The organism is Citrobacter sp. Cu096 (assembly GCF_030332285.1).
Taxonomy (GTDB): domain Bacteria; phylum Pseudomonadota; class Gammaproteobacteria; order Enterobacterales; family Enterobacteriaceae; genus Citrobacter; species Citrobacter meridianamericanus.
In genome coordinates this window covers 133504-159632 of the sequence record NZ_JAOWID010000001.1, presented here as the reverse complement: position 1 = coordinate 159632, position 26129 = coordinate 133504, and the positions used below count along the sequence as shown (strand labels likewise).

The following is a 26129-nucleotide window of genomic DNA, read 5'->3' as shown; positions in this document are numbered from 1 at the left end:
GCGTTGCTAATGCTGAATCAGGTAAGGTAAGCCCGCAGTAAAAGATAACGAGGAAAATAATATGTATTTACGACCTGATGAGGTGGCGCGCGTACTTGAAAAAGTGGGCTTTACCGTTGATGTAGTGACTCAGAAAACGTATGGCTATCGTCGTGGCGAAAATTATGTGTACGTTAACCGTGAAGCACGCATGGGACGTACCGCATTAATTATCCATCCCACGCTAAAAGAGCGAAGCTCTTCGCTGGCAGAACCTGCGACGGATATTAAAACCTGCGATCATTACCAACAATTTCCACTGTATTTAGCCGGTGAGACACACGAACACTATGGTATTCCGCACGGCTTTAGCTCGCGAATTGCGTTGGAGCGTTATCTGAGTGGGTTGTTTGGCGACGTTAGCTCAAACTAATAATGCGACTGGCAGGGCCAGTCGCGAAGAGACCTGTCAGGCTTTAGCCTGGTGATAGCTGCTGACCTTAAACAGGCGGCGGCAATAATCAAGAAAGTAGCCATAGACCGCGCCCATCAGCATTGATACCACGATATTCGAACTGACTGCAGCCGTAATCTGGTGCCAGTCTGCGCCAACCGTCAACAGAATAATCACATACACTGGCGACTGGAAGGTGACATAAGCCAGCACGTCCGCCAGATTTTTCCCCCACCCAGCCTGCGTGGTTTTGCGTGCCGCGCGCATAAATAAATCGCGGTACATGCCGTATGGCCACGCGATCAGTATGTTAATGGGGATAGCAACGAGTCTGGAGTACAGGGACTGTTCGAAGCTCATTCCTGAAAGGAATATTTCGATCAACATGTTCACGACAGAACAATAAACAACCATCGCGAACGTGTCTGCTACTGCATGACGCAAGCGTGACTGCGGAGAGAACATGTTAATGCTCCTTGTAAAAAGAGAAAAAAAGGTTTTGAATACCTTTCTGATAGTGATTTGTCTTGCTGCATTCGCGTTTGAATAGGATATCTGGCTGGATAATAACTATCAACTAGCTTAAAATTTTTATTTATTACCTTTTTGTCGATAAAATGCTCTGTAATGGTGTGTTTTTTGTTCGTTTTGGTGTTTTCGTTGCTGGGTTAAGAAAAAATGTTTTAGATCAACTGGTTATGGTTATTTGTTTTTATGAATTTTTTGCGCTCCTTTTCTGAATGTTGACCAATGTTCAATATATCTACTCGTCGATTCTGCGCGATAGTGTGGCCTGGTTATCAAGTGACGCATCGAGATACCTTGAAGGTATATTTATCGTGGCTATCAGAGGAACGGAAATATTATATAGATAATATAAAAATTGATGCCATAAATACCTGTGTTGGCTTTTTGTTATATAACATACGAATAAATTAGACTGGAAATATAATAGGTAGTTGCATACAATATTTAGCGTAATACCATTTTTATGTTTTACGTTAAAGAGGTTTTGTTAATATGAGTTCAATGTTAAAAAACTTAAATAATATCCGCTCGCTGCGAGCAATGGCTCGAGAATTTTCTGTTGAAGTGCTGGAAGATATGCTTGAAAAATTCAGAGTTGTGACCAAAGAACGGCGCGATGAAGAAGAACAGCTACAGCGCCAACGTGCAGAACAGCAGGAAAAAATTAATACCTTGCTGGCGCTGATGCAGGCAGACGGGATCAATCCGGAAGAGCTGCTGAGCATAACGTCTGTGACGGCACGTTCAGTTAAAAAACGTCAGCCGCGCCCGGCGAAATATCGTTTTACCGATCTCAATGGTGAAACAAAAACATGGACTGGACAAGGTCGCACACCGAAGCCAATTGCCGAGGCGCTGGCTGCCGGTAAATCGCTTGATGACTTTTTGATCTAATTATGAATGCGGTGAGGGTGTCCTCACCGCTTATTTTCAGCAAACGCCGAAATCACCTTCTTCGGTATATCGCGTCACATCAGCCGCTTTCAGCGTGAATTTCTCACCGCTTTCATTACTGGCTTGTACCGCCACAATTTGATCGTCATTGACTTCGACAACTTTCAGTTTGGGGCCGCCCATGCGCGGTTGAACCAGATCGCCAGGTTGAAACATAGTGCACTCCTTTATTTATCGCAGAACTCACCATAGATCACGTCAATCGGCGGGTACAGCGCTGTTTCAAGGTTTACCGCTTAATGAGTACGTCGGTTCCAGGGCATGATGTCCAGTAATCGTGCCATGCCGCAAAAGCCGGTCACACCAGCGAGTATCAGCCCCGCGCCGACAAAACCGCTCAGCAGGAAGAAGGCGCTATTGACGGCGTAACCCAGAATGACGCCGAACAGGGCAAGGCTACCTGCGGCTATCTGCACCTGACGCATCAGCGGTAACGGTTGTGAACTGTCTTTTGCCACCGGCAAACCTGCAGATTTCCAGCCGTCAATTCCGCCCTCCAACAACCAGACCTGCGCAGGAGCGGCAAGAGCACTCAGTTTTGTCGCCGCGTTTTGTGTACGTTTGCCAGACTGACAGTGAAAGATAATCTTTTCGGCGCGGAGATTCGCAGGCAACGCCCCATGCTCGAGCGTCGATAACGGGGCCAGATGCGCCTCAGGGATATGTTCGTGCAGATACTCGTCAGCATCGCGGATATCAATCAGTTTTGCGCCTTGTGCGACCAGCGTCTGCGCTTCGCGTGGGGAAATCGTCCCAATAGTCATGATGGCTCCTTATGGGCAATAAAGTGTCTTTAATGTGGCGATCAGCGAATTCACGGCCGCATTTTTGATGGAGTACAGGATGCGCTGGGCATCGCGTTGGCTGTCTATCAGGCCTTCTTCTCGCATACGTGCCAGGTGCTGCGAAGTGGCGGAGGGACTGAGGCCGGTAATACGGGCTAACTCGCCCGCGCTGGTACCGGGCGAACCGCAGAGCATGCACAAAATCAGCAACCGCTTCGGGTTACTCATCGCTTTGAGCAGAGCGGCAGCCTGTTCCGCGCTGGCCTGGAGTTGTTCAAGTTCTGTCATATTTATTTAAGCATAATCTAAATTAAGTAAATTCTAAAATAAAAAATCAACCTACGCCAGCGTCAAAAGCGTAAAAGAGGGTAAAACAACAGGGCGAGACGGGAGGAGTTAGCTACACTGATTAGTCTTAGAGATAAAATCTCTTTTTAAACAATGGTTAATTTTTTGCTTGTAGGGAGTATGTATGGGTTTCTGGAGAATCGTTTTTACTATTATTTTGCCTCCGCTCGGCGTGCTGCTGGGTAAAGGATTCGGTTGGGCTTTTATTCTCAATATCGTTCTGACGCTGCTGGGCTACATCCCAGGTCTGATCCACGCCTTCTGGATACAAACGCGTAACTAATTCCCCTTCTACAACGGCGCTTTGGCGCCGTTTTCGTTGTGCTCCTTTCTCCTCTGCTACACTTTTCAGGTTGATTGTTTATTATCGAGGTGGATATGGGTCTCTTCAATTTTGTAAAAGATGCGGGTGAGAAACTGTGGGATGCGGTCACTGGAAATCATGACACAGCCGATCTGGCAAAAAAAGTGCAGGAACACCTGAATAAAACCGGTATTCCAGATGCGGATAAAGTGGACGTCCAAATTAACGAAGGCAAAGCCACCGTTTCTGGCGATGGATTAAGTCAGGAGGCGAAAGAAAAAATCCTGATAGCGATTGGTAATATCTCTGGTATTGCCAGTGTCGACGACCAGGTTAAAACCTCTGCGCCCGCGAGTGAAAGCCAGTTTTATACCGTGAAATCGGGGGATACCCTGAGCGCTATTGCCAAACAGGTTTACGGCAACGCTAATCTGTATAATCAAATATTTGAAGCAAATAAACCGATGCTGAAAAGCCCGGATAAAATTTATCCCGGGCAGGTTTTACGTATTCCGCAACAATAATAATGTTCAGGTTTATTGCGTCAGCAATTTGCCGGACATCGCCTGTTGAATAATCGGAATCGGCGTCAGCAGGTGCTGACGCATTAATTCGCTGGCTCGCGGGGCATCGCGTGCCAGAATTGCTTCGATCAGCGTTTGGTGCTGATCGTGTTTATCTTCCAACATCTCAACCGACAGCACCGTTTTTCGCAGCCAGATAAACCGGTAGCGCGCCGCCAAATCGAACAGTCGTTCGCGCATTTGCAGCAAATATTGTGAACCGCAGCCGGAGACAATCGCTGAGTGAAACGCCTGATGGCGCTGATCCCACTCGTCGAGCATCTGTTCACTGGCGTCAATCGCTTCAAGCTTAGCGAGCATATGCGCCCGCGCCAGAATTTCAGCTTCCCAGGCATCGTCGCCGCGTTCAATCGCCAGCGCGACCAGCATGGCCTCCATATTGGCGCGGGCATCGAAAATATCGAGCAACTCCTGCTCGGACATTGGGGCGACACGATATCCTTTCTGATTGACCACCGTGACCAGCCGCTCGGCAACCAGTTGCGAAAGCGCTTCGCGTAGCGGTCCCACGCCAAGATCATAACGCGAGGTCAGCAGGCTCATACGCAGTTTTTCATCAGGCTGATACACACCGCGGATGATGTCGTTCTTCAGCCAGCGGTATCCATCAATGGCCGTCGGTTGGTGAATGGCGGTCATGGTTTCACTCCTGAACGGATTTCCCGGCCTGAGCCGGGAACAGGTTTAATGCGTATTTTGCAATGGTGCTTTTTGCCACGATAGCAGTTTTTTCCAGCGCGACATAATGGGCACGGTACAAATAATTCCTATGGCTAACAACCCGGTAGAGATAACTTCCAGCTGTTGTGCCGGGCGAAACAGCATTACCACCAGCACAAAGATAATAAACGCGATCACCAGCCAGGTTAGCCACGGATAAAGCCACATTTTCAGTTTGATTTCACCACCTCGCGCCAGCAGGATTTTACGCATCCGCAGTTGGGAAATCGCAATCACCAGATACACCAACAGTGCGATGGCGCCGGAGCTGTCGATCAGGAATTTGAATACTTTGGCCGGGGCATAATAGTTGACGACCACAGTGAGAAAGGCGGCACCTGTCGACAGTAACACTGCAACATAAGGCGTTTTACTGCGGTTTGTTTTGCCCATAAAAGCGGGTGCATCGCCGCGACGACTCAGGGAGTAGAGCATGCGTGATGAGGTATACAGTGCGGAGTTCAGACAACTAGTCACCGACAACAAAATGACGCAGTCCATGATCAGCTTCGCATGTGGGATATGCAGTAACTCCAGCACTGAACGATAAGAGCCCACTTCTTTCAGTCCCGGCATGTTCCATGGGATCAGCGCCACTACCACGAAAATAGAGCACAGATAGAAGATGGAGATACGCCAGATAACCGAGTTGGTGGCGCGGACGATGTGTTTATCCGGGGTATCGGATTCGGCGGCGGCGATAGTGACAATTTCCGCGCCCATAAAGGAGAACATGGTGATCAGCATCGCGCTGAGCACAGCGCCGAAACCGTTGGGCATGAAGCCGCCATGATCCCACAGGCGCGAAACCCCACTGACTTCGGCATAAGGGTAGAAACCGCTAATCGCCACCGCGCCGAGGGTTATAAACGCCAGAATGGCAATCACTTTGCACAGCGCCAGCCAGAACTCGAACTCACCATAATTTTTGACGCTCAGCAAATTACTGCCGGTTAATGCCAGCGTGATAACCAGAGAAAACAGCCAGATAGGGATGCCCGGGACCCAGGAGTGAAGAATAATGGCGGCAATATTCGCTTCCAGTGGGATCACCAACACCCAGAACCACCAGTACAACCAACCGATGGTATAACCTGCCCACGGGCCGATGGCCTTATCGGCATAGGTAGAAAACGATCCGGTATCCGGGGTGGCGACGGCCATTTCGGCCAGCATACGCATAATCATCACCACCAGTAACCCAGCGAACAGGTACGCTAATAGCACTGCGGGACCGGCTTCTGCTATCGCCACGCTTGAACCGACAAATAAACTTGCGCCGATAACTCCGGCAATAGACAGCATGGTAACGTGGCGTGATTTCAGCCCGCCCCCTAAATCATGTGATTGTGACACTTGCCCCATCGTTTAAACCTCTCGAAAGTATTGCACTTGGGAGAGCACCCCGGCATTCCCGCGCCGGGGCACGCGTATTATTGTTATTGATCTGTTTGCCGGATAAGGCGCATTTGCATCGCCATCCGGCTCGGATGCAGGGGTGTTAACCTTGCTTCGCCTCGGCAAAACATTGAGCGATGATGTCCAGCCCCTGGTGGATTTGCGCATCTTCAATGGTCAGCGGGACAAGGATGCGCAGGACGTTGTAGTAAGGCCCGCAGGAGAGCAGGATCAGTCCTTTATCACGCGCACGCGCGACAATTTCGGCGGTCAGTTTGGCGTCTGGTTTTGCATGGTCGCCATCTTCGAACAGTTCGATAGCAATCATCGCCCCCAGCCCGCGAACGTCGCCAATCTCGCGGTGGGTTTCCGCAATAGCCAGCAGACCTTCACGCAGGGTTTGCCCCAACTCGTTGGCTTTTTGCAGCAGATTTTCCTGCTCGAAAATGTTCAGTACCGCCAGCGCGGCGGCACAGGCAATCGGATTACCAGCATAAGTACCGCCCAGCCCGCCCGGTGGAATAGCGTCCATGACGTCGGCGCGTCCGGTCACGCCCGCCAGCGGGAAACCTCCGGCGATGGATTTTGCGAAGGTGGTGAGATCGGGCGCAACGCCCATCTGCTCCATGGCAAACAGTGTACCGGTACGGCCCGCGCCACTCTGGACTTCGTCAGCAATCAGCATGATGCCGTGCTCATCACAAATGGCGCGCAGCCGTTGCATAAAGGCCGGTGAGGCGGCGTAAAAACCTCCCTCGCCCTGAACAGGTTCAATCACGATGGCGGCAACGTCTTCCGGTGCGGCATCATTTTTGAAGATGCGATGAATGCTGGCGATAGCATCGTCGTCACTGATGCCATGCAGCGGGCACGGGTAAAGCGCGCGATACACATGGCCAGGCATCAGCCCCATTCCGGCAGAGTACGGGTTTACTTTCCCGGTCAGAGACAAAGTGTAATGGGTACGACCGTGGTAAGCGCCGCTAAAGGCGATTGTGCCGGTGCGTTTGGTGGCGGCGCGGGCGATTTTTACCGCGTTTTCCACCGCTTCAGAACCAGTCGTTACCAGCAGAGTTTTCTTGGCAAAATCGCCCGGCACTTTCTTGTTCATGATTTCGCACAGCTCCAGGTAAGGCTCATAGGCCAGCACCTGGAAACAGGTATGGGACAGTTTTTTCAACTGCGCTTCTACCGCAGAGACAATCTGCGGGTGCAGGTGGCCGGTGTTTAGCACTGCGATACCACCGGCAAAATCGAGGAATTCGCGGCCTTCAACGTCCCAGACCCGACAGTTTTCTGCTCGCTCGGCGAAAATAGGGTGGATCTGTCCTACGCCACGGGGAACGGCGTTGCTGCGACGTTGCATGAGTTCTTTGTTGGTGCTCATCAGGTGTTCTCCAGTATTTGTATTATTAAAGGCCGATGCACATGTATTTGATTTCTAAGTAGTCTTCGATGCCGTATTTTGAACCTTCACGGCCAAGACCGGAGGCTTTGATTCCTCCAAATGGAGCGACTTCGTTGGAGATGATGCCGGTGTTAATGCCGACGATGCCGTATTCCAGAGCTTCGCCAACCCTGAAAACGCGGCTCAAATCACGGGCGTAGAAATAGGCTGCCAGACCAAACTCGGTGTCGTTGGCCTGAGCGATGACATCTGCTTCGTCTTTAAAGCGAAACAGCGGCGCCAGTGGGCCAAACGTCTCTTCTTTGGCGACCTTTGCGTTGTCAGGCACATCCACCAGAATGGTGGGCTGGAAGAAGTTCCCGCCGAGCGAGTGAGGTTTACCGCCCGCGATAATGCGCGCGCCTTTATCCAAGGCATCGGCGATGTGCTCCTGCACCTTGGCGACCGCTTTTTCGTCGATCAACGGTCCGGTGGTGACGTCAGGTTGCAGACCATCGCCGAGGTGCAGTTTGCTCACAGCCTGCTGAAGTTTTTCGGCAAAACGCTCATACACACCGTCCTGCACGTACAGACGGTTGGCACAGACGCAGGTCTGCCCGGCGTTACGGAATTTCGAGGCCAGCGCGCCTTCCACGGCTTTGTCGAGATCGGCATCGTCAAAGACGATAAACGGTGCATTGCCGCCCAGTTCCAGCGACACTTTTTTGATGTCTTTGGCGCACTGTTGCATTAACTGACGACCAATTTCGGTTGAACCGGTAAATGACAGCTTGCGCACCAGCGGGTTGCCGGTCAGCTCGTTACCGACTGCGCTGGCTGAACCGGTCACCACGCTGAAAACGCCTGCCGGGATCCCGGCGCGATTAGCAAGCTCTGCCAGCGCCAGTGCGGAGAATGGCGTCTGGCTGGCGGGTTTGAGCACCATGGTGCAACCTGCCGCCAGCGCCGGACCTGCTTTGCGGGTGATCATCGCCGCCGGGAAGTTCCACGGCGTAATCGCGGCGGTAACGCCGATCGGCTGTTTGATGACGATCAGGCGTTTGTCAGCCTGATGGCCAGGTATCGTATCGCCATAAATGCGTTTGCCCTCTTCGGCAAACCACTCAATAAAGGAGGCGGCGTAGGTAATTTCGCCTTTGGCCTCCGCCAGTGGTTTTCCCTGTTCCAGGGTCATCAGACGGGCGAGATCGTCTTGATGCTCAATCATCAGATTGAACCAGCGGCGCAGAATGTTGGCCCGCTCTTTGGCGGTCAGCGCACGCCAGGCGGGCAGCGCGCGGTTGGCGGCGTTAATCGCTTCGCGGGTTTCATCCGCCCCCATTTTCGGTACGCTACCCAATTGCTGACCGTTGGCGGGGTTGGTCACCGCGAGGGTCTCGCCGCTGTTGGCGTCACGCCAGTTGCCGTCGATCAGTGCCTGCTGGCGAAATAAGGTTGGATCGTTAAGTTGCATAATTGCTTCCTGTCTTCATCGTTTTAGCGGGTGAATGCGGCGTGTAATGTCTCCACGCTACGTGCCGCACGCAGCGTGCGTCCGGGATTACTCTGGTTCTCAAGCAGCGCATGAACTTTACTGACAATATGCGCGCCGATAGGGATTGCTGACGTTGCCGCAGGAGAAGGGGCATTACAGGTATGAATTGAACGTGGCGTGGTCACAAACAGAAAATCATCGATCAGTTTGCCGTCAGGTGATACCGCCTGTGCCCGCACGCCCGCAGGCCAGGGCTGCAGATCGTGTTGCGTCAGGCTCGGGCAGTACTTTTGCACCAGTCGCAGATAACCGCTTTTGCACAACGAATTCTTCATTTCGCCAAGCCCGGATCGCAGGTTGTTTTGCAGCACGCGACGAATACCGGAAGAGCCGAAGATCTCCAGCGTATCGCTCAGTGAGAAGTCGCGCTTACGGTAGCCTTCGCGTTTAAACGCCAGCACCGCGTTGGGGCCGACCGTGACGCTGCCGTCGATCATGCGGGTGAGATGCACGCCGAGAAACGGCATCGCCGGATCGGGGATCGGGTAAATCAGATGATTAACTATCTGGTTATGTTCTGATGCCAGACGAAAGTATTCGCCACGGAACGGACATATGATAAAGCCGGGTTCGACACCGAGCATTTTCACCAGTCGATCCGCCATCAGCCCGGAGCAGCTAATTAGCGTCGCACCTTCATACTCCTGACCCTGACGCGTATGGACGATCACGCCCGCGGCATGCTCTTTCAGCGCGCTGACCTCGGCGTTGTAAACAATCTCACCGCCCTTGGCCTGGAAAATCTTCGCCATCGCGGCGGTCACTTCACGGTAGCTGACGATCCCGCTCGACGGGACGAAAATACCGCCCAGACCGGTGATATTCGGTTCACGCTCGCGAAGCTCCTGCGCATTCAGCCATTCACGCTCAAGGCCGTTAGCGGCGGTGCGATCCCATAGCGCACGCATGCGTTCCATTTCCAGAGCGGAAGTGGCAACCAGCATTTTTCCGCAGACGTCGTAGCGGATGCTGTTTTGATCACAAAAGGCTTTGGTGGCGCGATTTCCGGCCAGGCAAAACTGCGCCTTCAGGCTGCCAGGCGTGTAATAGACCCCGGCGTGGATCACACCGCTGTTATGGCCCGTCTGGTGACAGGCCGGGCCGGACTCTTTTTCCAGCAGCGCGATTCTGGCGTCCGGATAGACATCAATCAGTTGCATGGCGGTCGACATGCCGATAATACCGCCGCCAATAATCACAAAATCATACATCCGCTTTTTTCCTTCGCGCTTACTGATGGGTCTGGTAGTGGTTGGTCGCGTAAGCGAAATAACCACGCTGGCGCATCAGTTCGCGGCGCAGGTCAGGATGCGAGGTGAAACGATCGCGACCGTGTAGCCAGAACAGGTTGTTGATCAGCAGGAATTTACCGACTGAAACCGGTACGGAAATAATGCTTTTGCTGGTTTCCAGCGCGTCGGACAGGTCGCTCAGCCAGACGCCTTCTTCATAGTCTTTTGGCTGGACGAACTGGTCGATGTAACGCATTACCGGACGACCCTGCTGGTCAACGTCAAACACCGGATGGAACACTTCCTGGCTCACGTTTTTGCTTGGCGGTGCGGCAAAGCGCATGGGGCGGCGTGCCAGCGGATGGGTAAAGTACTGCTCCAGATGTTCCCAGTCGTCGAGGTGCAGCAGCAGCGAGTTACCGCCGGTCATGTTCTGCTCGTCAATCTTCATCATCAGTACATAGTCTGTTACCTCTTCGAGGTAGGTTCCGTCGTTATGTAGCTCCATAACACGGTGCGGCTGACGCAGATAGCTGTCTGAGTTATCGACATTTTTCACTACAAAACGTGCATAGTATTGCCCACTCATCGCATCAAAATTGGAGCGTCCAATAAGATGCGCAACCGCCGTCGCCAGCTTGACCATCTCTTCTGCCTGCGCCACATCATCCACGCCAACGGCATTGATCAGCAGTGCGCCTTCGGCACGATCGAGCAACGTTTTCAGCAGCAGAGGTTGCAACTGATTGCCGCAAAGGTCATCAAGGATTTTGCCGACTTTGAATCGCAGGAAGGATTTGTATTCCAGTGCCTGTACCGGCCACTGCGCCACGGCTTGCAGAAATTGCTCAGTGGTCTCAGCGGAAAAAGTCAGCTCGAGCAGGCGTGGGGACTGGGCTGATGGTTTCAACGTGAAACCGCTGTAGTGCTGGGCTGGATCTTCTGCGTTAGGTTTTACGGCAGTCAGTGCGTTCATCAAATCGTTCCTCTCAGTAGATTGTCAGGGAGATATGGCGCAGCTCATTTCGTAGCCATAAATTAAAAATATCTACATTTTTGAAAAACGCGCACAGAATGAGCTTCTTTGTTTATTATTTGTGATCAAAAGCAACAATTATTTAACATTGCAAACGGTGTGGATATCACGGGGTGAGGCGGGAAGGCGAGCTATCAGGCGTCATACCAGCAGATTTTTTGTCTATCTAACTTTTTGGTTATTAATGAATTTTTTGAGTGGTGCCACGTGTTCCACGTGGCCAATTAGTCTTTTTCTTCTTCAGATTTATGGCGACTGCTTTGATTGCTCAGTTGCGCTATTGGCAGAGACCGAATACGACTGTGAATACTCGGCGTAGAAAGGGTAGATGGTAATAATATCGTCGCTAATACTCTGTAACTGACGCAGTTTAACTGAGAAGTAACTTAATGAAGTTTTATTCGCGTTGCAGGCATCTTTGCGTTTCTTCCCGACGACCAGGAAATCTTTTAGTGCTGCAATATTATTCCTGCTGTTGATGCGAGCGATTTTAATTAAAACATTGAAATGTTCTTCGCTGAGGCTTCCATTTGACAAAGAACGATAGCTACGTGGACGGCAGTGTGACTGAGAAGGATGGCGCTGTGACATAAAAGGATCCATGGCTTTGGTTTCAAAAGTTCATTTTTTGCCATAGAAAAATATAAAATTTAATAATTTGTAATAACTCTAATTTAATCTAAAATCCGTAAAAATCAATAATCTAATTTTATATAAATTTATATAAAAAATGATATATATAACGAGTTCATTATTGTGAAGCATGAGCGAATGATTAAGTGTTTATCGATCCTGGACGGCGATGTATAGAGTAGGTTTTCAAGTGTTTTTATGAAATTTTGCGGTGGTGATTATTTTCCTTTGGTTGATGAAACATATTGTTACATTTTAACTTGAGTTATGGATTATTCTTTGTTTAGCGATATATTTTATTAAATTTATATAACTTTTATTTGTAATAACGATACGTGCATTTTTATATCACAATTCGTTAACTATTTTATTAACAATTTACTGTGTATTTGTTAGGTTGAATAACAAAAAAAATAGCCACTTTTTTTCCATGTTTACACTTGGTCTTATTTTACTATCATAATACAAAGTTAAATATGGCTGGGATAGATGGATGATTAAATGAAGTATACTTTATCAGCAAAGATATTCATTAGTGCTCTGGCTGTAAGCACAGTTTTTATCGCATGCTTGCTTTCCTGGATTGTCACTTTGTAAATGTGGGGTGAAAAAATGAGCTCTAATGAAGAAATTGATTTATTAGATTTTATAAAGTATGCCTTTAATAAATATCTACTAATATCATTTATCGTGTTTTTCTGTATTGTAATAGGTGGCGTGTTTTGTTACATCAATAACGATAAGGTGACGTTAACACTTGATATTACACCGAAAGTTTACTCACCATTTTTTTACACTTCATGCAACGATGATGTTGAATGCCGTAATGAAATATTCAAAACATTATTGGTGTCCAGAGTTGATAGTCGCTTTAGTGTCAATGAAAATAAAAAAAGTAATACCCTGAATCTGAAAGCCTTGGTTTCCAGGAATGAAGCAAATGAAATTGAGAACTCACTGCTCTCTCTTAACGCCGCACTCAATGCATGGTATGCAGATGATGTCGACAACGTATTGCAGGAGTTAAATGCGCGGCACGCTGATAATAAATCAACAGAGACCCTATCGCGTGCCTATCTAATCGCAGTGGCAACGAAACGTTATTTGGATAAGGGCGATATTGTTATTATATCAGAGCCGGTAGTGGTGGCTCGATACAATACTACTATGGTTCTTTTATTGTCAGCGCTTGTAGGACTTATTTTTTCTTTGTTATTGGTGATGTTAAGCTACCATAACCGTCAAGAAGAAAATAAATGTATAAATTGTCAGTTTAATATTAAGTAAACTGCTCCACTTAACGTAATTACGCCCCTGATGATTTGCATCGATAAGGGGCGTTAAAATATTCATTAACGTATAGAGGAGAGGAACTTAAAACGGAGTAGAATGATTTTCTCAAGTATCTACATTAAAAGCTAGCTATGACATTTTTGAATTCATGAAGATGATTCAATTTTAAATAGTTTAGACCTGCTTTCCTGTGCGCATACAATGTTGGTGGTGTACGTCCAGTCTTTTCTGCAATCTCTTTTATCTCAACACCTATAAATGAGAGCCATAATGCTTCCCATTGATATTTTGTAAGCCCCAATATGCCGTTAGCACAGTGAGGATGACGGGAGCGAAGATAAGTACTTCTTTCAATGGAATCTTTTAAATCCGCAATCGGCGTTCTGATGTCATAGGCCCTCAGTCCGGTCATATCGACAAAACGTCTTTCATTCGCATTTTTTTGATCATATAACACAATGCCTTTCCAGCCGTAGTTGTTGGAAATCTTACGCGTCATATCGAGCATTTTGATACGTTGTTTAAGGGTACTACCCGTGGTTACTAGCAACATGATGCCGATGCTTGCTGATGGATAGCAAAACGCAGGCGAAAGGTCTGATTCATTTATCCATGTGAAATCCACCAGGTTCTGGATGGCTAACTTCAGATAGCTATTAGCCGATACGCACACGATCTTAATATTATTACTCATTTTATATGAATTAGGTAAGTTAATTAATATTTGCACAATACCAAGGGTACATCTGTACGACGGAGCGACTAATGCGTTGCAATTGCCTGAGTTTAATTGACAGACAACTCTGTGAGATGCCGCTGATAAGACAAGCTTCATTTCGTTTTAATCCATTAACTAAATGAAGTTCGAGTGCGTATATAATCTTTTCACTATATATACTGGATATATCAATAAGCAAATGGAAATGGGTTTTATCTACCATTCCTGGTGTTAGGGTCCCTGGCGCTGGAATAGAAGAGTAATGTTCTGCAAAGCCATCCTTAATGTTCATTTCTTCCTCATGGCGCAAAATGATAACTATTGGCTTGAATGGTTCATTGATGAACTCTTCTTTAATAATAGCTTTAACATTGATTTAGTAAATAGCTCACAGTTTTATATTTGGCATTTTTGCGGGTTGATTTAATTCAGGAGTTACAAAAAATCCAATAAAATCAATTGTGAAGATGTTTTTTTGTTAATTATAACATTATGTGTTTTGATGAATTTGGCGATAATGCTCCTGGTATTTATTAAATAATGATAAAGGTTTAATCAATATAATAGAAAATTGATGTTTATTAAATGTTAAATTTATTAAAAATAATATAATTTGAATAAAAATCTAATAATTACCATGTGGACTAAAATGTGCATCGATCTAACATAAGAAATGTGCAATGCATTGCCAGACAACCGACTGGTGCAAATTAACTATTTTGTGTGATGAAAGCATAAGTACTTCTGGTAACTGGATGTGTAAGCCATACGAGTATAACTTTTTAAAAATCTCTAAGGCACCTACGTTAATTTTTTTTAGGAGGATTACTTGCTATTATGAAAATTATAATTTTTTTTGTGTGTGGTAACAATATCGACACAAAATAGTGAATTTTATGTCAATAATAAATTTTATACATCTGGCTGATGAGTAATTTAATTTTCTTAGAAAACATACAGTTGTATTATGACTAATAAACTTTATTTGCAAAGGAAAGATAAATAATATAAAAATGCCAGAAATATTCATCACCTGGATAAGTATGAACAAAAAAACGTATAGATTTAGTAATGGGTGGATTATTGGTTTTTATGTTATATTGATCGTCTTGTATTTGGGCGTGGGGTTATGTCTTTCGCAATTTAAAATAAGTGTAAAAAACGTCCCGCAAACAACATACTTAATCGTCATTGTGGGACTGTTGTTTCTCTATACAATAATGTTTTTGTTTATGCTGTTTCAATATCTATGTCGAAAAGAGTTATCCTATATCTTTATTCTGGGTATAGCATTTATTAGCTGTGATATCTATTTTATTGAAACGATCTATATTGTGCAGGCGCTGATTAATGATAGTGTTTCAATCGAACAGAGAAGCAATGACATTGCTATCTTTTACTACTTTCGGCAATTGAGTTTTATCATTACGCTGTGTATCGGCATTAAAGCGTATAGAAACGATACGATTGTCATTGAGGATAAACAAAAGAAGCCGATACTGGAGATGATAACGGTCATCGTTGTGGTCGCAATAGGTATTCTTGCTCATAATTTATCAAGTTATAATCCCGATGTCGTGATAGATATCACCTGTTTAAAAGACGATCTGGTGACGTTGCATTGGGAATTAAGATACATTTATTCGTTAATTGCAGGTTGGGCCATAGCTTTAGTCTACCTTACGTTGAAAACCCGATTGAACAATGCGTTGTGGGTCAGTATCGCTCTGATGTGCTGCTCGGCGATATTAACCAATTTATTACTTATCACTCTTGATGAGTACAGTATGTATATCTGGTACGTCAGTCGCGGACTTGAAATAATAAGCGCATTATGCGTAATCTCAATTTTAATGTTTAATACTTTCCTGCTACTAAAAAGAGAAACGGAATCCTCTATGAGAGATGCACTAACCAAAATTTATAATCGTAAGCTGTTCTATAAAACACTTAACTCTGCCATGCTACGTGGAAATGTTTGTGTGTTGATGCTTGATATTGATAAATTTAAGAGGATTAACGACACTTATGGACATCAGGAGGGAGATAAGGTGATCGTCTCCATCGTTTATATCATTAATAAATCGATTCGTGACTCCGATGTATTTGCTCGGGTGGGGGGAGAGGAGTTTGGCATTTTATTAAAATGCAATGATAAACAGGAGGCTATGGTGGTGGCTGAGCGGATTCGACAAAATGTAGAAAAACTCACGTTACCGCCAAATGTATTTGGTATTAAAGAACAGATGACCATAAGCATCGGGGTTTATTTTAGTTCTCCGAAAGATGAATCGGGTGATAAAGTCGTTTCCTATGCTGATGCTGCACTTTACGCCGCAAAAAATGCAGGCAGAAATAAAGTGATGTATTACTGCGGTCCCCACGAGCTAACGTGTCCGTGCGTACAGCCATAACCAGCAGTATGTTAGCCGGCCAACAACGCCATCGCGTAGTTGGCCGGCAATATTGACTAACCTGCATCTACCTGCGGTTTACTGTTACGTTTACGGATCAGGCGCAGCACCGGCGGGACCACAATAACTACTACCGCCATTACCAACAGCACTTTTGCCACGCCGCTGGCCCACAGAATATCCAAACTCCCGTTACTGATGGACAGCGCCCGGCGCAGGTTCTGCTCCAACATTTCCCCGAGAACGAAGCCTAAAATTAACGGCGACATCGGGAAGTGCATTTTACGCAATATGTAGCCCAGCACGCCTAAGGCAACCATCAGCACCAGATCGAAGGTGGTGCTGTGGACGGCATACACGCCCACGGCTGAAACCGCTGCAATAGCCGGTACTAAAAACCACAGCGGGATGGTCAGCATACGGGTAAACAAACCGATCAGCGGGATGTTCATCACCAGCAGCATCACGTTGGCAATCAGCAGCGCTGCAATCAGCCCCCAGACGATATCCGGCTGCTCGGTAAACATGGCCGGCCCCGGTGTGATGTTGTAAAGCGTTAGCGCGCCCATCATTACCGCCGTGGTGCCGGAACCCGGCACGCCGAGCGTCAGCATCGGAATGAACGAGCCGCAGGCCGAGGCGTTGTTTGCTGCTTCGGGGGCCGCCACTCCGCGTATATCACCTTTACCGAAGCTGTCGCTGTTGCCGCTGAGTTTTTTCTCCGTCATGTAGGTGATAGCACTCGCAATGGTCGCGCCTGCGCCGGGCAGGACCCCGACGAAAAAGCCAATCACCGACGAGCGCAAGGTTGCGCCAGCGCACTGCGCGCCTTCTTTAGCGTTAAATAGCATGCGACCCGTTTTACGCACCAGCGTCTGGCCACTGCTGGTATGTTCCAGCATTAACAATATTTCTGAGACAGAGAACAGCCCAATCACCACCACGATAAACTGCACACCGTCGGAAAGATGGACACTGTCAAAGGTAAAGCGATAAACCCCGGTATTGGCGTCTACGCCGACGGTCGCGAGTCCCAGACCGATGAGCGCTGCCAGAAATGATTTCAGCGGATTTTGCGCCATCATGCTGCCGAGGCATGCAATGGCGAAAACCATTAAGGCAAAGTATTCAGCCGGACCGAAGGCCAGCGACCACTGGGCTAATGCCGGGGCAAACAGAATGATGCCGCCGATAGCGATGAGCGAACCAAAGAAAGAGCTGACCGCAGAGATAGAAAGCGCCACACCACCGCGGCCTTGCTGCGCCATCGGGTAACCATCCAGCGCGGTCATAATCGCCGCCGCATCGCCGGGCACGTTCAGCAAAATCGACGAGATTCGCCCGCCGTATTCACAGCCGATATAGACTGTCGCCAGCAGGATCAGCGCAGACTCAGCAGGCAGGTGCAAAGCGAAGGCCAGAGGCAGGAGGATCGCCACACCGTTGATTGGCCCCAGTCCAGGCAACAGCCCGACAATGGTACCGACAAAACAGCCAATCAGGGCGATGACCAGGTTTTCCGGCGTCATGGCCACTGCGAAACCTTGTGAAAGATAAATCCAGGTATCCATCGTTTCTCCGTTAACCCAGCCAGGCGCCGAGAGGTAAGGTGACGTCAAGCAGGCGGTCAAAGGCATACCACAGCAGAATGCCGAGCACCGCGCCCGAAATACCCGCAGCCGGAATGGTTGCGCCGAACAGCATGCCAATCACTACGGTGAGAATGGCGGTGGCGATGGGAAAACCGAGCCATTCGAAACCCCAGGCGTACATCAACAGCACAATTACCATCGTCAGCAGCTTTTGCAGCACATGACGGCGGGGCCAACTGATAGTGTCGGGATGGCGCAACAGCAGCGCCACGGCACAGACCAGCATCAGACTGATAATGCCAAGCGGAAAGGGACGCGGCCCAACTGGCTCATAGCTATATTCGCTGGTGATTTGCCAGGCCACGAACAGCCCGGCTATACAGAGCAACAGCCAGATACCTGCAAAAATACGATCGCTCATCATCTTTGCCTCTGTGCTTATTTCGCCAGACCGAAGGCTTTCGCCTGCTCACGATAATCCGTGACCTGCTTCTTCACGTACTCGTCGAGCTGCTTCCCGCTCATGTTGAACTCGAACAGGCCACGGAGATCGCGCTGCTTTTTAAACTCATCGGTTTGCTGGAGTTTGTTAAAGGCATCGACCCACCACTGATACTCGGCGTCGCTGACTTTTGGCCCAACGTAGAAACCACGGATGATTGGCCACACGAGGTCATAGCCTTGCTCTTTGGCGGTGGGTACGTTGGCTAACTGGCCCGGCAGACGTTGATCGGAGAACACCGCGAGCACGCGGATTTTGTCGCCGTTGAGATACGGCACCATCTCACTGAGATCGCCGGAAACTACCTGAACGTGATTCCCCATCAGCGCGGTAACCGGTTCGCCGCCGCCTTCAAAGGCGACGTAGCGCATTTTGTGCGGATCGACGTTTGCTTTTTGCGCCAGTAGCGCCGACTTCATCCAGTCCTGACTACCAATAGAAGCTCCCGCGCCAATCACCACGCTGTTGGGATCTTTCTCCATCGCCGTCAGCAGGTCTTTCAGCGTTTTCCACGGTGAGTCCTGGCGTACGGCAATCATGCCGTAGTCAGTGCCTACGCTTGCCAACCAGCGGACATCATCCACGCCGTAGCGACCAAACTTGCCTTGTGACAGGTTCAGCAGCGAGCCGCCGGAGAAGGCAACGACGGTACCCGCTTCAGCAGGACGTTGCGCGACGATAGCGTTATATGCCACAGCTCCCACGCCGCCGGGCATGTAGGTTACGCGCATCGGTTTTTCGATAGCGCCGGTTTCCATCATGCTCACCTGAATCAACTTACAGGTGAGATCAAAACCACCGCCGGGTTTAGCAGGGGCGATACATTCCGTGCGCGATGGCGCTTGTTCCGCCAGAACAGAGGTACTCATCAATAACATGCTTGCAGTAAGGGTACGAAGTAATTGTTTTTTCATTATTTATCCTCACGCCGGATGACCGGATTTCAGGTACGGAAGATTATTTTTGTGATTATGTGAGCCGATGTGTAGCAGTTCGGTTGCATGATTGTTAAAACATTAACCTTTCAATTCCCTTTCAATGCGGCAGAAACTTTACAGGATGTGATATGCGTCTCTTATTAGCGGAGGATAATCGTGAGTTAGCTCACTGGCTGGAGAAAGCGCTGGTGCAAAACGGTTTTGCCGTCGACTGCGTTTTTGATGGCCTGGCGGCCGATCACCTTTTACATAGTGAAACGTACGCGTTGGCGGTGCTGGACATCAATATGCCGGGGTTGGATGGCCTTGAAGTCGTTCAGCGCCTGCGCAAACGCGGGCAGACGCTTCCCGTTCTGCTGCTGACGGCGCGCAGCGCGGTGGCCGATCGGGTGAAAGGATTGAACGTTGGGGCCGATGATTATCTGGCAAAGCCGTTTGAAATCGAGGAACTGGATGCCCGGCTGCGGGCCCTGCTACGGCGCAGTGCGGGGCAGGTACAAGGTATACAGCAATTAGGGGAACTGGCGTTTCACGATGAAGGCTATTTTCTCTTGCAGGGGCAACCGCTGGCACTCACCCCGCGCGAACAGGCATTGCTTACGGTGCTGATGTATCGTCGATTGCGACCGGTTTCGCGTCAGCAGTTATTTGAACAGGTCTTCAGTCTAAGCGATGAGGTCAGCCCTGAAAGCATTGAGCTGTACATCCATCGTCTGCGTAAAAAGCTACAGGGAAGCGATGTGCGTATTGCCACGCTACGCGGCTTGGGCTATGTGCTGGAGCGCAGCGATGAAGTGGGTTAAACCCCAATCGTTGTATCTGCAACTGCTGATGTTTCTGGGCCTGCCGCTCCTGTTGTTGTGGGGGCTGTCGGCATTTAATAGCTATGTCAGCGCGCTACAGGCGGCGACGCAGGCGTATGACCGGACGTTGCTCTCGTCTGCCAGAACTGTCTCCGAGCGGCTGGTAGTACGCAATAAACAGTTGGAAGTGAATGTGCCGTGGGTGGTACTGGACAGCTTTGAACTGAATATGAACGACAGATTGTATTACAAGGTGGTCGATCCAGCGGGGAAGGTTATCTCTGGTTATGACGATTTACCTGCGATGCCACCAGCAACTTCGCGCACGCGGCTTTATCCGGCGCTGGCGTGGTTTTATCACACTGAATATCGTGGCGAGGCCATTCGCGTAGCGCGCCTGCTGCAGCCCGTCAATGAGGGCGGTATTGTCGGCATGGCTGAGATTTATGTCGCCGAAACGCTGCAATCGCGACGTTATCTGGCGCGGCAGCTGTTGTTTTCATCGTGGGTTTCGCAAGGGCTGCTGGTGCTGCTCACGCTGGTGCTGGTTGGCTGGCTGCTGCGCCGGGTATTACGCCCGATGCGCCAGCTGTCTTCGCTGATGGTGCGTCGTGAGCCGGGGCTGCTGACGCCGCTGCCGGAGCTGTTGCCGTGGTCGGAAACCCGCCTGTTGATCGTGGCATTCAACCGCTATCTGGACCGACTTCGCGGCCTGATCTCTCGCCAGGAGCGCTTCAGTGCGGATGCTTCCCATCAGCTTAAAACGCCGCTGGCAGTGCTGAAAACTCAGGCGGCGGTGGCTCTGGCCAGTCAGCAACCGCAGCAGTGGTATGAGAGTTTACAGGCTATGAGTACCACGCTGGATAACACCATTCAACTGACTGAAAGGCTGTTACAGCTGTCGGCGGTGAAGCGTAAAGAGCAAGGAGAAAGGCACTTTTCACCGGTTAATTTGTATGAGGTAGTGCAAACCAGCTGTTTCACGCGACTGGCGCAGGCGCGCAGTAAAGGGATCGATCTGGGCTATGAAGGGGAACAGGACGCGGTGTGGGTTGAGGGCGATGAAGTCCTGCTCGGGGAACTGTGCGGAAATCTGCTGGATAACGCACTGAAATACACGCCGCCGCATGGCGTAGTGACTGCCCGACTGCGGCGAGAGGGAGAAGCAGTGGTATTGGTGGTTGAAGATAGCGGGCCAGGCATTGATGAACAAATGGTGCATCAGGCGCTGCTCCCGTTTCATCGCCTGGATAACGTCGGCAATGTTCCTGGGGCAGGAATCGGTCTGGCGCTGGTCAATGACATTGCTCGTCTGCACCGCACGCACCCGAAGCTATCACGGAGTGAAGCACTAGGTGGGTTAAGCGTGCGGATGCGTTTTTTATGTCTGGAGCGAGAAGAGCAGGGGCGCCCTGCGCCCGTTATTTAAAGGTCATCGTCGTATTGACTAGCCCGTAATACGGCTGACTTATGGCCGTCGAGTTTCAGAATTGGTGGCGTAATTAACATTGCAAGTTAGCTGGCGTCTCAACGGGATTACCCTTATCCAGCCACGTCTGTACCATATTTGGCTTGTATGTATTATTGTTGACGTCAAACATCGCCACTTTATCATTCTCATTATAAATAATGCGAATTTGCCTCAAGTTAATTGCGCTGTGTGTGGTGCTAACGACGCACAGCAACAGATAAAAGGATACTTTATTCATCAGGTGTACTTTCCAGACTCAGGGAACAGTGCCATCCATAGCATCAACGTCCGTTATTCGCTGCTGCGCCAGTATTCGCGGCAAGCAAAGCGACCAGCATACTGCTGATGAGTAAAGTTTTTTTCATCATAACTCCGTTAAATTTATTATTTACCCAGAAGATTACTTGTCAGAGGCACAAATTCAGCTGGAGTACATCAACGTCAAAAAATGATGTAGGACTTCATTTGAAATGAAACGATTAACGTGCGTAAATCGCTCAGCAAGTCATCCGCTGCGGATGCTATTTATTTGCGATAAGTAAGTAAACTAAATTTTTTGAAATAATTAAGTGGCTTTATGAGGCTTTTGTATATATGCCTTAACAAAGGTGTGTAAAAATTTATTGGAGTAGCTTGCTCTATTCTTAACAAGTTTTTAATGTTGTCATTTATTCTCTTTTGTTTATTTTCATAAACGTGTTGATGAGTGCTGAAAATTCTGGTGTTAAAGGTGTTTGCACGCAGAATGTTGACATTAGTGATATGTAATACATATTTTTAGTATGGGTAATGATAACGTTGCTAATTATTATGCTGTGAATGTATTGCTATGTTCTTTTTATAACGAATATTATTAATATAATTATTGATTATCTCTGTCGTTCACCGGGGCTTTTGCTGCAGGGCGTAACACTGTCAGGGTTGGAAGAAGTGTTACTGCTTGTAAGGTTAACCTGTTGTCAGGTGGCATCACTTGATTCTATCTGCTCATAGCTTATGGGTTGTGATCTGTCAATGGCAATTATGTTGCAATTAGCCATATTTTTATATGATACAATCAAAAATAAACGTCAATAAATGCTTAATTTAATCAATATGTTAAGTTTGTGTGGTGCGAAACTCATCACATTGTATTACATTGTTTTTTACATTTACTGACAGTGTGCCATTGCGTTTTTTAGACTTGTGATATAATTAGCAACATTAAATGGAAAAAAATGATTAAAGATCAATAAATAATAGGCTGAGCTATGCTTAAAAACTCGCTAAAGATTAGCAGCCAGGGATATCCAGTCTTTCTAAAACTGGTCGATTTCATTGTTATCAATGCGACGTTAATCTTTAGCGCCCATCTGCTGGGAGTGGAGCCCTTTAACACTATTGCCATCCTGAGCATTCTGTTCTCAGTTTTTTATTTGCTATTTGCTGAATACATCAAAATGTATCAGCAAAAGATTAAAACAATCGGTCTGCGAAACCAAAAACGGTTGGTTGTTTGTACGCTTCTGGCCATTTTTTGTAACGAGCTGGTCACTGTCGCCGTGGCTGAACCTGAATCGCTCGGAGCCTTAGACCGACTGCCTGCGCCTTTTTATTCAGCGATTATTTACTGGTACTTCATTCCATTACCTTTTCTTTATTACATTCGCTTTTTCATTTTTAAATATTCAACGAAAAAGAGTATGCGCGTAGCGATTATTGGTCTGACTGACAATGGTCTGGCCGCAGAAAACGCGTTAATGAACGAATACGCCAACATCACATTAGATTTGTCATTTTATGATGAGCGCGCCTTATCCCGTTGTGGAGATATCGTTGATAAAGTCAAAAGCCCCTTTCGTGGCCCGGTGATTAATCTGGTCGAGGAAGCCAGGCAGGGCAATATCGACGAAATCTATATCGCTTTACCGATGGTGGCCTTGCACCGTATTCGTCATTTCCTGGCGATGATGTCAGACACCACCGTCGATACCTATATTGTCCCGGATTTCTATACCTACAGTAACAACATGTCCAAGTTGCGCTCCATCCACAATCTGCAAACTATCGGTATCTTTAGTTCGCCGTTTGAAGGGGCGGGGTCGTTTATTAAGCGAGCGGAAGATCTGGTGCTGGGCAGCATCATTATGGTGATGATTTCTTCACTGATGTTGGCAATAGCCATTGGTATTAAACTCACTTCCCGCGGGCCGGTATTTTTCAAGCAAGATAGGTATGGCCTGAGTGGGCAAAAAATTAAGGTCTGGAAGTTTCGCTCGATGCGTGTGATGGAGAACGCCGATACGGTTATTCAGGCGACAAAAAACGATCCACGTGTAACGAAATTCGGGAGTTTCTTGCGCCGTACCTCGCTTGATGAACTCCCGCAATTTATTAACGTATTGCAGGGAAGTATGTCGATTGTCGGCCCCAGACCCCATGCGGTTACGCATAATGAGCAGTACCGCAAACAGGTCGAAAATTACATGATCCGCCATAAAGTGAAGCCTGGGATCACTGGGCTTGCACAGATCAACGGTTTCCGCGGGGAAATCGATGCGCTTTATAAGATGGAAAAACGGGTTCAGTACGATATTGAGTACATTCAAAACTGGTCGTTATGGCTGGATATCAAAATCATCATTAAAACTATTTTCAAAGGATTTGTCGGTAAGAATGCATACTAAATTGATAGTGATTACCGGAATCGTGATATCGCAGCCCGCATGGGCTGATTTAACCCCGAAATCACACATTGGCTTTGCGGGAATCGACTTCCAGGGCAAGGTCGCTGTGGATTATGGTTATAATGATAACGTTTCTTATCAGCCACATAGCAGCGATGCTATCGGCTCCTCGTTTCAGAGCGCAGCGCCTGTTCTGAGTATGATCGGAGAGCGCGGTCAGGATAAGTATTTACTGATGTACTCCGGAGATTATCGTAACTACTCCAGTGATTCCGCTGATAACTATAACGATCATTTTTTTCGTTTTAACGGTGCCTGGCGGTACGGGCTCAAGCATGGTCTAACCCTCAATCTGGAAGATACGCTTGGGCATGAATCCCGTGGTCGCGGTATTACCGAGGGTTTTCTCCCGGGCCAATTCGAGCAGTATGGGATTACATCTCCACTGACGACGAATTTTATCAACAGTGAATTGCGTTACAGTTACGGCGCACCTGATGGGCGTGGGAAAGCTGAACTGGCGTTGTTGTATAAAAAACTCACTTTCGGCAACACGTCTGATGTACGGGACAGCAGTGACGATTTCTACAATTATATTCAGGAACAGGAATGGCACGAAAATAGCCTGGTGGCAGAAATTTTTGACCAGTACACATCCAGGACGCGCTTTCGCTATAGCTTTATTACTAACCAACGTCACTATGATAACAACTCAGAAAAAGACACAAATGAGTATTATTTACTGTATGGCCTGAAATCGCAGTTGACGGGGAAAACCAATGTCGACATGAATATTTCATGGTTGTACAAGACATTTGAAAACAGTGCCAACTCGCAGGATTTTAATGGTCTAAACTGGGACATAAAAGGAGAGTGGAAACCGTTACAACAGTCTGTTTTCACCGTCCACTCGGCGCAAAGCATTAAAGACCCATCGGAAGTTGGGGGATATATTTTAGTGACCCAGTATGGTCTTTCTTACCAGCATTTCTGGTTAGGCAACCGTTTTTCTACCTTACTGGATTACTCATTTACCTCGGAAGATTATAAAAAACAGAATAAGGATCGACATGATAAAGATGGAGTATTTAGCGTAACCATGAGCTATGACTACACGCCGTCGGTTAATTTTGAGATTAAATATCAAATAGATACATTGAATTCGAATAAGGATACTGACTCGTTTTATATCGGTCCCAACGACAATCAGGAAGTCATTAGAACGTTGGGTTATGATAATTCTATGATTATGCTTAAAGCTAAGGTTCAGATCTAAAATGAAAATAATAGAACTGTGCGCGGTTTTGCTATTCAGTATCCTGATGGTCGGATGCACAACGTCCAGCCCGAGATTAATGGACGATCCTGCTGCTGTTCAGCAGGATTACCGGCTTGGCGCGGGGGATACTGTCAATATCGCTGTTCATGGCCAACCCGATATGACGATGCGGTTTATTTTGGATAAGAGTGGCGAGATTAATTTCCCATTCGTGGGTGCTCTTAAATTAAACGATAAAACCGTCGATCAGGTGACTAAAGAATTAACTCAGCGTCTGACTGGTGATTATTTTACCACTCCGATGGTGACAGTGAGTATTGCCGAGTTCCGTAAATACTATGTTTCTGGCGAGGTGAAAAGTCCGAATGGATACGCCTATGAGCCAGGTCTTACCGTCGAGAAGTCTATTGCGCAGGCGGGGGGGTTTACAGACCGTGCAGACCGTCAAGATATCAACATTCGCCTGTCGGGTAGCAATCAGCTGCTTGAGAATGTCGATTTAACGCACTCTGTTCATCCTGGGGATGTCGTGATTATTGGCATGGGGTTCTTCTAA

At 47.9% G+C, this 26129-nt stretch carries 28 protein-coding genes; 11 read left to right on the top strand and 17 right to left on the bottom strand.

What is annotated here, in order from left to right:
- Positions 1 to 61: 61 nt before the first annotated feature.
- Entirely contained in the window at positions 62 to 412 is a 351-nt protein-coding gene (locus OGX99_RS00690) for a DUF2002 family protein (RefSeq protein WP_061068432.1), read from the top strand.
- 36 nt (positions 413 to 448) lie between these two features.
- Here the strand turns inward: OGX99_RS00690 and alaE are convergent, their stop codons facing one another.
- Positions 449 to 898, bottom strand: coding sequence for an L-alanine exporter AlaE (alaE, locus tag OGX99_RS00685; protein WP_151218168.1), 450 nt, complete (start codon positions 896 to 898; stop codon positions 449 to 451).
- Positions 899 to 1453: 555 nt separating this feature from the next.
- Between alaE and stpA the strand changes: the two genes are divergently transcribed.
- Positions 1454 to 1855 carry a DNA-binding protein StpA gene (stpA, locus tag OGX99_RS00680; RefSeq protein WP_187253087.1) on the top strand — a complete coding sequence of 134 codons (402 nt, stop codon included), beginning with the start codon at positions 1454 to 1456 and terminating at the stop codon, positions 1853 to 1855.
- 36 nt (positions 1856 to 1891) lie between these two features.
- Here the strand turns inward: stpA and OGX99_RS00675 are convergent, their stop codons facing one another.
- From OGX99_RS00675 to OGX99_RS00665, 3 genes are all read right to left on the bottom strand, one after another.
- Positions 1892 to 2071: a GDFGVC terminal motif YodC-like protein gene (locus tag OGX99_RS00675; RefSeq protein WP_151218167.1), complete on the bottom strand. Its 180-nt coding sequence runs from the start codon at positions 2069 to 2071 to the stop codon at positions 1892 to 1894.
- A gap of 80 nt (positions 2072 to 2151) precedes the next feature.
- Positions 2152 to 2679 (bottom strand): rhodanese family protein, encoded by a 528-nt coding sequence (locus OGX99_RS00670; RefSeq protein WP_151218166.1) that lies wholly within the window; start codon positions 2677 to 2679, stop codon positions 2152 to 2154.
- Between the two features lie 9 nt (positions 2680 to 2688).
- Entirely contained in the window at positions 2689 to 2988 is a 300-nt protein-coding gene (locus OGX99_RS00665) for an ArsR/SmtB family transcription factor (protein WP_137346398.1), read from the bottom strand.
- A gap of 184 nt (positions 2989 to 3172) precedes the next feature.
- Between OGX99_RS00665 and OGX99_RS00660 the strand changes: the two genes are divergently transcribed.
- Positions 3173 to 3331, top strand: a complete 159-nt coding sequence (locus OGX99_RS00660) for a YqaE/Pmp3 family membrane protein (RefSeq protein WP_003037242.1) — start codon at positions 3173 to 3175, stop codon at positions 3329 to 3331.
- 95 nt (positions 3332 to 3426) lie between these two features.
- Positions 3427 to 3876 carry a peptidoglycan-binding protein LysM gene (lysM, locus tag OGX99_RS00655; protein WP_137376263.1) on the top strand — a complete coding sequence of 150 codons (450 nt, stop codon included), beginning with the start codon at positions 3427 to 3429 and terminating at the stop codon, positions 3874 to 3876.
- A gap of 12 nt (positions 3877 to 3888) precedes the next feature.
- Here the strand turns inward: lysM and csiR are convergent, their stop codons facing one another.
- From csiR to OGX99_RS00620, 7 genes are all read right to left on the bottom strand, one after another.
- Positions 3889 to 4575, bottom strand: coding sequence for a DNA-binding transcriptional regulator CsiR (gene csiR, locus OGX99_RS00650; protein WP_151218165.1), 687 nt, complete (start codon positions 4573 to 4575; stop codon positions 3889 to 3891).
- A 45-nt stretch (positions 4576 to 4620) separates the two neighbouring features.
- Positions 4621 to 6021 carry a GABA permease gene (gene gabP / locus OGX99_RS00645; protein ID WP_187253086.1) on the bottom strand — a complete coding sequence of 467 codons (1401 nt, stop codon included), beginning with the start codon at positions 6019 to 6021 and terminating at the stop codon, positions 4621 to 4623.
- A 136-nt stretch (positions 6022 to 6157) separates the two neighbouring features.
- A complete protein-coding gene (gene gabT / locus OGX99_RS00640) occupies positions 6158 to 7441 on the bottom strand; it encodes a 4-aminobutyrate--2-oxoglutarate transaminase (protein ID WP_151218164.1) in 1284 nt (427 codons plus the stop codon).
- Positions 7442 to 7466: 25 nt separating this feature from the next.
- Positions 7467 to 8915 carry an NADP-dependent succinate-semialdehyde dehydrogenase gene (gene gabD / locus OGX99_RS00635; RefSeq protein WP_151224231.1) on the bottom strand — a complete coding sequence of 483 codons (1449 nt, stop codon included), beginning with the start codon at positions 8913 to 8915 and terminating at the stop codon, positions 7467 to 7469.
- Between the two features lie 23 nt (positions 8916 to 8938).
- The gene (gene lhgD, locus OGX99_RS00630) at positions 8939 to 10207 is read right to left on the bottom strand and encodes an L-2-hydroxyglutarate dehydrogenase (RefSeq protein WP_151218163.1); all 1269 of its coding nucleotides are present in this window, start codon (positions 10205 to 10207) and stop codon (positions 8939 to 8941) included.
- A gap of 19 nt (positions 10208 to 10226) precedes the next feature.
- Positions 10227 to 11204, bottom strand: coding sequence for a glutarate dioxygenase GlaH (glaH, locus tag OGX99_RS00625; protein WP_151218162.1), 978 nt, complete (start codon positions 11202 to 11204; stop codon positions 10227 to 10229).
- A 306-nt stretch (positions 11205 to 11510) separates the two neighbouring features.
- Positions 11511 to 11855, bottom strand: a complete 345-nt coding sequence (locus OGX99_RS00620) for a PapB/FocB family fimbrial expression transcriptional regulator (protein WP_044713312.1) — start codon at positions 11853 to 11855, stop codon at positions 11511 to 11513.
- A gap of 654 nt (positions 11856 to 12509) precedes the next feature.
- Between OGX99_RS00620 and OGX99_RS00615 the strand changes: the two genes are divergently transcribed.
- Complete coding sequence (locus tag OGX99_RS00615; protein WP_151218161.1) at positions 12510 to 13184, top strand: hypothetical protein; 675 nt, start codon at positions 12510 to 12512, stop codon at positions 13182 to 13184.
- A gap of 124 nt (positions 13185 to 13308) precedes the next feature.
- Here the strand turns inward: OGX99_RS00615 and OGX99_RS00610 are convergent, their stop codons facing one another.
- Both OGX99_RS00610 and OGX99_RS00605 read right to left on the bottom strand, forming a co-directional pair.
- Positions 13309 to 13884 carry a hypothetical protein gene (locus OGX99_RS00610; RefSeq protein ID WP_071891779.1) on the bottom strand — a complete coding sequence of 192 codons (576 nt, stop codon included), beginning with the start codon at positions 13882 to 13884 and terminating at the stop codon, positions 13309 to 13311.
- A gap of 19 nt (positions 13885 to 13903) precedes the next feature.
- On the bottom strand, positions 13904 to 14131 hold the full coding sequence (locus OGX99_RS00605) for a PapB/FocB family fimbrial expression transcriptional regulator (protein ID WP_229235785.1): 228 nt from the start codon (positions 14129 to 14131) through the stop codon (positions 13904 to 13906).
- A gap of 820 nt (positions 14132 to 14951) precedes the next feature.
- Here OGX99_RS00605 and OGX99_RS00600 point away from each other — a divergent pair.
- Complete coding sequence (locus tag OGX99_RS00600; RefSeq protein ID WP_052755115.1) at positions 14952 to 16322, top strand: sensor domain-containing diguanylate cyclase; 1371 nt, start codon at positions 14952 to 14954, stop codon at positions 16320 to 16322.
- A 56-nt stretch (positions 16323 to 16378) separates the two neighbouring features.
- On the opposite strand, the gene OGX99_RS00595 is transcribed toward OGX99_RS00600, so the two are convergent.
- The 3 genes from OGX99_RS00595 to OGX99_RS00585 are packed head-to-tail and all read right to left on the bottom strand — an operon-like array spanning position 16379 to position 19330.
- Entirely contained in the window at positions 16379 to 17893 is a 1515-nt protein-coding gene (locus OGX99_RS00595; RefSeq protein ID WP_151224227.1) for a tripartite tricarboxylate transporter permease, read from the bottom strand.
- Between the two features lie 10 nt (positions 17894 to 17903).
- Positions 17904 to 18338: a tripartite tricarboxylate transporter TctB family protein gene (locus OGX99_RS00590; protein WP_087050849.1), complete on the bottom strand. Its 435-nt coding sequence runs from the start codon at positions 18336 to 18338 to the stop codon at positions 17904 to 17906.
- A 14-nt stretch (positions 18339 to 18352) separates the two neighbouring features.
- Positions 18353 to 19330: a Bug family tripartite tricarboxylate transporter substrate binding protein gene (locus tag OGX99_RS00585; protein WP_151218159.1), complete on the bottom strand. Its 978-nt coding sequence runs from the start codon at positions 19328 to 19330 to the stop codon at positions 18353 to 18355.
- 152 nt (positions 19331 to 19482) lie between these two features.
- Here OGX99_RS00585 and tctD point away from each other — a divergent pair, with 152 nt between their 5' ends.
- Both tctD and OGX99_RS00575 read left to right on the top strand, forming a co-directional pair.
- Complete coding sequence (gene tctD / locus OGX99_RS00580) at positions 19483 to 20157, top strand: transcriptional regulator TctD (RefSeq protein ID WP_003826032.1); 675 nt, start codon at positions 19483 to 19485, stop codon at positions 20155 to 20157.
- On the top strand, positions 20144 to 21586 hold the full coding sequence (locus tag OGX99_RS00575) for a sensor histidine kinase (protein ID WP_187253082.1): 1443 nt from the start codon (positions 20144 to 20146) through the stop codon (positions 21584 to 21586). Before tctD ends, OGX99_RS00575 begins: the two co-directional genes overlap by 14 nt.
- Positions 21587 to 21659: 73 nt before the next feature.
- On the opposite strand, the gene OGX99_RS00570 is transcribed toward OGX99_RS00575, so the two are convergent.
- On the bottom strand, positions 21660 to 21866 hold the full coding sequence (locus OGX99_RS00570; RefSeq protein ID WP_279574292.1) for a fimbria/pilus periplasmic chaperone: 207 nt from the start codon (positions 21864 to 21866) through the stop codon (positions 21660 to 21662).
- Between the two features lie 1012 nt (positions 21867 to 22878).
- Here OGX99_RS00570 and OGX99_RS00565 point away from each other — a divergent pair.
- From OGX99_RS00565 to OGX99_RS00555, 3 genes are read left to right on the top strand one after another with little or no spacing between them, the layout of a single operon-like run.
- Entirely contained in the window at positions 22879 to 24294 is a 1416-nt protein-coding gene (locus tag OGX99_RS00565) for an undecaprenyl-phosphate glucose phosphotransferase (protein ID WP_151218158.1), read from the top strand.
- The gene (locus tag OGX99_RS00560) at positions 24284 to 25570 is read left to right on the top strand and encodes an outer membrane beta-barrel protein (RefSeq protein WP_151218157.1); all 1287 of its coding nucleotides are present in this window, start codon (positions 24284 to 24286) and stop codon (positions 25568 to 25570) included. Before OGX99_RS00565 ends, OGX99_RS00560 begins: the two co-directional genes overlap by 11 nt.
- 1 nt (position 25571) lies before the next feature.
- Positions 25572 to 26129, top strand: a complete 558-nt coding sequence (locus OGX99_RS00555; protein WP_151218156.1) for a polysaccharide biosynthesis/export family protein — start codon at positions 25572 to 25574, stop codon at positions 26127 to 26129.